Origin of the sequence: Streptomyces sp. NPDC006655, from assembly GCF_040703965.1 — a bacterium.
Classification (GTDB): domain Bacteria; phylum Actinomycetota; class Actinomycetes; order Streptomycetales; family Streptomycetaceae; genus Streptomyces.
Map to the genome: position 1 here is coordinate 69,400 of NZ_JBEYJU010000040.1, position 8,145 is coordinate 77,544.

7 protein-coding genes and 1 tRNA gene are annotated in these 8,145 nt (G+C 72.8%); 4 read left to right on the top strand and 4 right to left on the bottom strand.

The window, feature by feature from the left end:
- The first annotated feature begins 226 nt into the window (after positions 1–226).
- Both AB0958_RS23520 and AB0958_RS23525 read left to right on the top strand, forming a co-directional pair.
- On the top strand, positions 227–958 hold the full coding sequence (locus tag AB0958_RS23520) for a decarboxylase (protein ID WP_366892421.1): 732 nt from the start codon (positions 227–229) through the stop codon (positions 956–958).
- 113 nt (positions 959–1,071) lie between these two features.
- Complete coding sequence (locus AB0958_RS23525; RefSeq protein WP_366892422.1) at positions 1,072–2,169, top strand: LLM class flavin-dependent oxidoreductase; 1,098 nt, start codon at positions 1,072–1,074, stop codon at positions 2,167–2,169.
- On the opposite strand, the gene AB0958_RS23530 is transcribed toward AB0958_RS23525, so the two are convergent.
- Positions 2,139–3,980, bottom strand: a complete 1,842-nt coding sequence (locus AB0958_RS23530) for an EAL domain-containing protein (protein WP_366892423.1) — start codon at positions 3,978–3,980, stop codon at positions 2,139–2,141. The genes AB0958_RS23525 and AB0958_RS23530 overlap by 31 nt on opposite strands.
- Before the next feature lie 372 nt (positions 3,981–4,352).
- Between AB0958_RS23530 and AB0958_RS23535 the strand changes: the two genes are divergently transcribed.
- On the top strand, positions 4,353–5,567 hold the full coding sequence (locus AB0958_RS23535) for a M6 family metalloprotease domain-containing protein (RefSeq protein WP_366892435.1): 1,215 nt from the start codon (positions 4,353–4,355) through the stop codon (positions 5,565–5,567).
- 61 nt (positions 5,568–5,628) lie between these two features.
- On the opposite strand, the gene AB0958_RS23540 is transcribed toward AB0958_RS23535, so the two are convergent.
- The 3 genes from AB0958_RS23540 to AB0958_RS23550 all read right to left on the bottom strand — a co-directional run bounded on the left by AB0958_RS23540 (position 5,629) and on the right by AB0958_RS23550 (position 6,775).
- Positions 5,629–5,702 (bottom strand) — tRNA-Lys (locus AB0958_RS23540).
- Positions 5,693–6,292, bottom strand: coding sequence for a bifunctional DNA primase/polymerase (locus AB0958_RS23545; RefSeq protein ID WP_366892425.1), 600 nt, complete (start codon positions 6,290–6,292; stop codon positions 5,693–5,695). Before AB0958_RS23545 ends, AB0958_RS23540 begins: the two co-directional genes overlap by 10 nt.
- 117 nt (positions 6,293–6,409) lie before the next feature.
- Positions 6,410–6,775 (bottom strand): hypothetical protein, encoded by a 366-nt coding sequence (locus tag AB0958_RS23550; RefSeq protein ID WP_366892426.1) that lies wholly within the window; start codon positions 6,773–6,775, stop codon positions 6,410–6,412.
- Between the two features lie 174 nt (positions 6,776–6,949).
- On the opposite strand from AB0958_RS23550, the gene AB0958_RS23555 reads away from it, so the two are divergent.
- Positions 6,950–7,963, top strand: coding sequence for a LacI family DNA-binding transcriptional regulator (locus AB0958_RS23555; RefSeq protein WP_366892427.1), 1,014 nt, complete (start codon positions 6,950–6,952; stop codon positions 7,961–7,963).
- The last annotated feature ends 182 nt before the right edge of the window (positions 7,964–8,145 follow it).

Sequence of the window (8,145 nt, forward strand, 5' to 3'; positions counted from 1 at the left end):
TCGCACCCGAATCCCCCTACGTCAACGGGTGTCGTGGCGGCCTCCGGCAGCCGGGCGGCCGGCGGCCGGAGGCCGGCCCTGTCGGCCAACCAGGTCACGATGTGGGCGGCACCGCGCAGGCTGGGTACCCGAGCGGTGGGACCCTGCCGGACGCCCGTCCGCCATCCGGACGGACCGGTGCCCGCGGGAGTGGCCCGTGGCCGGCAGAACAGCAGGAAGGGTGGACATGACAGCGCTCGGACTCCTCTACCCGGGGCACTCCGCCGAGGACGACTATCCGCGTATCGAGCAGCTCCTCGGCAGCGACATCCGGGTGGACGTCGTCCACACCGACATCGGCGAGGACGCCCACGGGGTGGACACCCTGCGGGCCATGGGTTCCGCCGACCGGCTCGCCGCCGGGGTGGCGGAGCTGCGGCTCGCCGGCGCGGACGCGGTGGTGTGGGCGTGCACCAGCGGAAGCTTCGTGCACGGCTGGGAGGGCGCCCAGCAGCAGGTCCGCGCCCTGGCCCAGGCGGCCGGGCTGCCGGCGTCGGCGACGCCCTTCGCGTTCGTGCACGCGGCGCGGGAACTCGGGGTACGACGGGTGGCGGTCGGCGCGACCTACCCGGACGACGTGGCCCGGCTCTTCGCGGAGTTCCTGCGGGCCGGCGGCCTGGAGGTGACCGGCGTACGCGCCTCGGGAACCGCCACGGCGGCCGAGGTGGCGACGTGGGGGGAGGCGGAGGTCCTCGCGCTGGCGCAGACCGCGGACGCGGGCGAGGCCGAGGCGGTGCTCCTGCCGGACACGGCCCTGCACACCGCGGCGCACCTGCCCCTGCTGGAGAAGGCGCTGTCCAAGCCGGTGCTCACGGCGAACCAGGTGACGGTGTGGGAGGGGCTGCGCCTGGCGGACCGGCGGGTGAACGCGCCGGCGCTGGGCACGCTGTTCACCCGCGAGCCCCTCGTGCAGGTCTGACCGGCGCCGCCGCGGGCGGTCCCGTACCCGGCAGACGGCCCAGGAATAAACGGAGACCACCTCCTGTTGGGGGTCTCCGTACTGTTCACGGCCGCGATCAGGAGGCTCTCACCGTGTCGGCAGACGAGATCCGGGGCATCGCGCACGGCAGCGCCCCCGTGCCCCTCTCCGTACTGGACCTGGTGACCGTCGGCACCGGCAGCACCGCCACCGACGCCCTGCGCACCAGCGTCGCGCTCGCCCGGCTCGCCGAGACACGCGGCTTCCACCGGTACTGGGTCGCCGAGCACCACTCGATGCCCGGCGTGGCCTCCTCCTCACCCGCCGTGATCCTCGCCCACCTCGCCGCCCACACCGAGCGCATCCGGCTCGGCTCGGGCGGCGTCATGCTGCCCAACCACGCCCCCCTCGTCATCGCCGAGCAGTTCGGCACCCTGGAGGCCATGGCCCCGGGCCGGATCGACCTGGGCCTCGGCCGGGCGCCGGGCACCGACGGCGCCACCGCCGCCGCGCTGCGCCGCACCCAGACCCTCAACGAGGGCGCCGACGACTTCCCGCAGCAGCTCGCCGAACTCATCCGGTTCCTGGACGACGACTTCCCGGACGGGCACCCCTACCGGCGGATCCACGCCATCCCCGGCCCCGTCCAGAGCACCACCCCGGGCGGTGTGCAGTCCCCGCACCGGCCGCCGGTCTGGCTGCTCGGCTCCTCCGGGTTCAGCGCCCGGCTGGCCGGCATGCTCGGGCTGCCGTTCGCCTTCGCGCACCACTTCTCCGCGCAGAACACCATCCCGGCCCTGGATCTGTACCGGGAGTCCTTCACCCCGTCCGCCGTCCTCGACGCGCCCTACGCCCTCATCGGCGTCTCCGTCCTCGCCATGGACGACGAGCGCGAGGCCCGGCGCCAGGTGCGGGCCGGCGCGCTGAACATGCTGCGGCTGCGCACCGGACGGCCCGGCCTGTTCCCCGACCCGGACGACGCCGACCGGCACGAGTTCTCGCCCATGGAGGAGGAGTTCGTGCACTCCTGGACGTCGAACATCGTGCACGGCACCCCCGACGAGGTCCGCGCGGGCCTCGACGACCTCCACAAGCGCACCGGCGCCGACGAGTTGATGCTCACCTCGCACGCCCACCGCGGCGAGCTGCGGCTGCGCTCCTACGGACTGGTCGCCGACGCCTACGGCTTGCCGGCCGGGGTGTCCGCGTAGCTCCGGGTGTCCAGCAGCTCGGAGATACGATCCGCCGTCACCGGACGGGAGTAGAGCCACCCCTGGCCGGTGTCGCAGCCGATGTGCCGCAGCCGCGAGGCCTGCGCCGACGTCTCGACGCATTCGGCGGTGACGGTGAGGCCCAGGCGGTGGGCCAGCTGGATCATCGCCTCCACCACGACCTCGTCGGCCGGGTTCGGGCGGTCGCCGGGGTCGTCGTACTGGAAGCCCCGGACGAAGGACCCGTCCAGTTTGAGGACGGAGACCGGTAGACGGCTGAGGTAGGCGAGGTTCGAGTAACCGGTGCCGAAGTCGTCGATGGCGATGCGCACCCCCATGTCGCTGAGCGCCTGGAGGGCCTGGAGCGGCCGGCCCGCGGAGCCCATGACCGCCGACTCCGTGAGCTCCAGTTGCAGCAGGTGCGGGGCCAGGCCGGTCTCGGCGAGGGTCTCGGCCACGTCCGCGACCAGGTCGGAGTCCCAGACCTGGCGGACGGCGACGTTGACGCTGACGAAGATCGGCGGTTCGCCGGGGTGGGCCAGCTGCCAGCGGCGGGCCTGGCGGCAGGCGGTGTTCAGGGCCCAGCGGCCGAGCGGGACGATCGAGCCGTCCTCCTCCGCCAATCCGATGAACCGATTCGGCGCCAGCGTGCCGAACTGCGGGTGATGCCAGCGGACCAGGGCCTCGACGCCGCTGAGCCGCCCGTCACCCATGCCCACCAGCGGCTGGTACTCGAGCACGAACTCACCGCGTTCGATGGCGTGCCGGAGGGTGGCGGAGAGCGCCTGACGGGTCACCAGGTGGGCGTTGCGCTCCGGGTCGAAGAGCGTCCAGCGGGCCTTGCCGTCGGCCTTCGCCCAGTACAGGGTCGTGTCGGCGGCCTGCATCAGACCGGTCGCGGTGGTGCCGGCGGCATGGCGTTCCACCACCCCGATCGACGCCGACAGCGACAGCCGCTGCCCGGCCAGGTCGAACGGCGCCTGGAGCGCGGCCAGCGCCGACTCCGCGAGGTCGGCCAGCTGTTCGGTGCCCGTGGAGTCCTCCACCAGCAGGGCGAACTCGTCGCCGCCGAGCCGGGCCACCAGCGGCGCCCCGGCCCGTGCGCAGCCGGCCTCGTCGGCGATCCTGGTCAGCCGTTCGGCGACGGCGGCCAGCAGCCGGTCGCCGACCCGGTGGCCGAGGGTGTCGTTGACCGCCTTGAAGCCGTCCAGGTCCAGGTAGCACAGGCCGATCCGGCCGGTGCCGCTCTGCTCGTACGACTCCGCCTCCAGGGCCGCCGACAGCCGTTCGAAGAACAGCGTCCGGTTGGGCAGCCGGGTCACCGGGTCGTGCATCTGCAAGTGGCGCAGCCGGGCCTGGAGTTCACGGCGGTCGTTGATGTCGGTGACCGACATCAGGACCCCCGGCACCCCCTTGGCCAGCGGGGCGATGCTCACCTGGACCCACACCGAGTGGCCGTCGGGGTGCTTCAGCCGCCGGGTGCAGCGCAGTTTGGCCTGCCGGCCGCGCAGCACCTCACGGTAGGCGTGCCAGGAACGGGCGTCCGAGGCCAGGTCCACCAGATCCGCGGCGACCCGCCCGGTGAGCCCGGCCCGGTCGGCGCCGATCAGGGTGGCGAACGCCTCGTTGGCGGCGCCGACCAGGCCTTCACCGTCGACCACGACCATGGGCAGCGCGGCGGCCGAGAAGGCGTACTCGTAGGTTTTCAGTTCTGTCGTCTCGTACGACTTCCGATAGGTCTTGTCACTGTCTGTGACGGCGGACCGGTCGAGGTCTGCCGCGGGCGTCGGCCCTTCGGACGTTCCGCTCACCGCTCGCTCCCGCAGTGCACTCGATCGCTGTCCGTGCAGGAAAGTGTGCCGATCATAGAGGCTGGCCCGAGGGCCTTCCAGCCACTGTCCAGTGTCCCCGATGAACCGGTGGTTCTGACAGATCGTTTCTGCCCGCACCTGGACGGGTTCTTGAGTCGCCCGACCACTTGTGACGTTCCGTGAGTACGTCGGGGTGTCGGCCGTTCGGGTCGCTCCCCGGCGAGCAGGGGGTTCCTCACCCTTCTGGTGCAGATAAACAGGTCATAACGCTACAAATGCCCGCAGTCTGGGTGCGGTGTCCCGCGAACCGCCCCCGGAGGTCCTTCCGTGCCGCGTCTCCTGCTGCGCAGCAGTGCCGCCGTCCTCACCACGATGACGGCGCTCGTCGCGACGACGATCCTGACCGGGCCGTCGGCTGCGGAGCCGTTCTCCACGGCTCCCTGCGCACTGCCCCGCACGGACGCGCACCACTCCGAGGGCGTCGACACCTGGAACCCCGACTACACCCGCCCGACCCACCCGCTCTCGGCCGTGATGGTGTTCCTCTCCTTCCCGGACGCCACCCCACGCACCACCCCCACGGAGCTCACCGCCGACCACTTCCCGGCCACCAGCCGCTTCTACGAGCAGGCCTCCTACGGCAGGTTCACCATCCGCCCGCACCCGCTCGGGCACTGGCTGAAAATGCCCCGTCCGTCGGTCGCGTACGGCATACAGCGTGACTGGAGCATGTCACTGCGGGCCGCCTACCTGCGGGACGCGTTCGCCGTGGCCGATCCGGTGGTCGACTTCTCGCGCTACGACATCGTGTACTTCGTGGCCGACCCGGACGCGCCCGGCGTCGACTCGGACGCCACGAAGGTGGTCAACCTGGACACCCCCGCGCACGTCGACGGCACGGACGTGCGGCGGGTGGTCACCGTCTTCGAGAAGCATCCGCCGGACCGGCTGGTTCTCGCCCATGAGACCGGGCACCTCTTCGACCTCCCCGACCTCTACCACCGGCCGGAGGACGGCAAGGGCGACTGGGACACCTATGTCGGCGACTGGGACCTGATGGGCAGCCAGTTCGGTCTCTCCCCGGACTTCTTCGCCTGGCACAAGTGGAAGCTGGGCTGGCTGGATCCGCGCCAGGTGGTGTGTGTACGGGGGGCCGGACCGACCCGCCTGACCCTGGAGCCGCTGTCCGCCGGGCCGGGGGTGCCGCAGCAGGGGCCCGAGGGCGCGCCGGCGTTCGGGCTCGGCGGGGGCACCAAGCTGGCGGTGGTGCGCACCGGACCTGACAGCGCGCTGGCCCTCGAGGCGCGCGGCGCGACCGGCAACGACGGCACGGCCTGCCGACAGGGCGTCCTGGTCTACCGGGTCCGGGACGAGACGGCCTCCGGCGGCGGCCCGATCGAGGTGGTCGACGCCCACCCGCGCACCGAGGCCTGCTGGGAGAACTCGGTCTACCCGCCGCTGGCCGACGCACCGGTCGCGCTCGGGGAGAGCTTCACGGTGCCCGGGGACGGGGTGAAGGTGGAGGTGGAGGGGCGCACGGCGTCCGGCGCCTGGAACGTGAAGATCACCCCGCGAGAGCTGGCCTAGGGCCCGCACGAACGGATGGGCCAAGCTCCTGGAACTTGGCCCATCCGTCATCTGCTTCGCGTGCGCCGCCAGGGACTCGAACCCCGGACCCGCTGATTAAGAGTCAGCTGCTCTAACCAACTGAGCTAGCGGCGCCTGCTGACGTCGTAGACCTTAGCATCCTGATCGGCGGGAGGAAAAATCGATATGCGTACGGTCGAGCGGGCCGCCCGCACCGCCGCCCAGAGCAGGATCTCGGGGCCGGGGAGCCAGGGGTGCCGGGTGTCCGGGGCGACCAGCCAGCGGGCGCCGGCCGGGGCGGGGGAGCGGTCGCCGTGCAGCGCCGGGACGGTCACCGCGTCGCCGGTGCCGTGGCACAGCAGCGGCGGTACGGGCCGGCCCCGGCCGCCCCACTCCTCCCAGTCCAGCAGCGCGGGCAGCCGGGCGGCGGTGCCGGGGGCGGCGAACAGGAGCATCCGGCCCCGGAACACCGCGACCGGCCCGGAGCCCGGGCCCTCCTCCCACAACCGGTCGAGCATGCGGCGGCCGTGGACCGTGGGGGTGTTCACCACGTCGAACGCGGTACCGCAGGGCAGGACAACCGGGGCGTCCGGACGCTCCCCCCACAGGGCGAGCGTGCTCCGCGGATACGTTCCTGCGGAGGCGAGCCAGGCGGCTCCCTCGGAGGTGACCCCGGCCGCGTGCTCGCGGTGGCCGGGGAACGGCACGTGCGGTGTGCTGCTCATAGGGATGTGATACGCCTCGTGAGCGCCCGCTCGCCGCGAGTTGCGGGAAACCGGTACGGGCCGGGGCGCGGCGGGGTATCTTGCCCGCCTGGCATATGCCCCCGGGGGGACCGCCCGCTACATCGGCTCGGCCGGCTCCGCCCCTTCCGTCCCCTTCAGCAGGTCCCGGCCGAACTCGACCATCTTCTTCGCGTAGTCCTCGGTCCAGCCGGCCCGCTCGGCGATGTCGGCCGGGGTGAGACGGTCGAAGCGGCGCGGGTCGGCGAGCTGGGCGGCGGCCATGGCCTGGAACTCCACCGCCCGGTCGGTGGCCACCCGGAACGCCAGGGTCAGCTCCGTCGCCCGCGCCAGCAGCGTCCCGGGATCGTCGATCGACTCCAGCCCGAAGAAGCGCTCCGGGTCGGCGACCGCTTCCACGGGCTCGAAGAGCAGGGGCGCGGGGCGTAGCCGCGGTTCGTTCGGTCGCGGCGTGGGCTCCGGCATGTCTGGTCCTCCTCGTACGTTCCGATGGCCACCGTCCATTGTCTCGCGCCCGCGCAAGCCCACCCCAGGGCCGCCGACTCACGCTGCGTACGCCCGCCCGGGCCGCACGTCGGAGGACGGCGCAGACAAGAATGGAAGGGCTTCCACGTACGCGGTGACATGAAGGGGCAAGTGATGAACGAGGTCTCGCGGTCGGGACGGCCGACGCTCGACGAGGTGGCCGCGCTCGCCGAGGTCTCCCGTTCCGTCGCGTCCAGGGCACTCAACAACGCTCCGCATGTCAGCCGTGCCAAACGCGAGGCGGTGGAGCGGGCCGTACGGGAACTCGGATACGTGCCGAACCCCAAGGCCCGGGCGCTGGCCACGCGTCAGGCGGGAGCAGCGGCTCTCGTCATCTCGCAGCACGATCCCTCAGTGCTCGCGGACCCTTTCTTCGGACAGGTCATCGCCGGAGTCTCCGGTGTCCTCGAAGAGGCCGACCTGCATCTCATGCTCTGCCTGGCCGCCTCCGACCGGGGCCGAAAGCGGGTCGGGGACCTGCTGCGGTCCCGAGGCGTGGACGGCGTGATGATGATGGCGCTGCACGCCGACGACCCCCTGGCGCACCTGGCAGCGGAGACGGAGCTGCCGGTCGTCTACGGCGGACGCCCCGGAGGCGCCGACCCCCGCTGGTACGTGGACATAGACAACGTCGCCGGCGCACGGCGCGCCACCGAGCATCTGCTCGCCGGCGGACGCACCGACATCGCCACCATCTGCGGGCCGCTGGACACGGAGGTGGGCCGTGCGCGCTACCAGGGGTACCGGGAAGCGATGCTGCTCGCCGGGAGGAGGCCGCACGCCCCCGAGACCGGGGACTTCAACGAGCCCAGCGGGGCCGCGGCCATGGCCAGGCTGCTCGAGAGGCATCCCGCCGTGGACGGAGTGTTCGCGGCGAACGACAACATGGCGGCGGGGGCCCTGCGTGCACTGCGCGCGGGCGGCCGCTCGGTTCCGCACGACGTCGCCGTCGTGGGCTTCGACGATCTCCCCGTGGCGGGGATCGCACACCCGCCGCTGACCACCGTGCACCAGCCCATCCGTGCCCTGGGACGGGAGATGGCCCGCATGCTGGTCGGTGTCATCGAGGGCGCGGACCCCACTCCCCTGCTGCTGCCGTCTCATCTGGTGGTGCGGTCCAGCGCCTGACCGTGCGGACCGCCCTCGCGGGATCCCGCACGGGCGGCGGCCGTCCGCACGGGCGGCGGCCCTCCGCACGGGCGGCGGCCATCCGCACGGGCGGCGGCCATCCGCACGGGCGGCGGCCCTCCGCACGGGCGGCGGCCATCCCGCACGGGCGGCGGCCCGATCGGATGAGCACACGTCGGAAC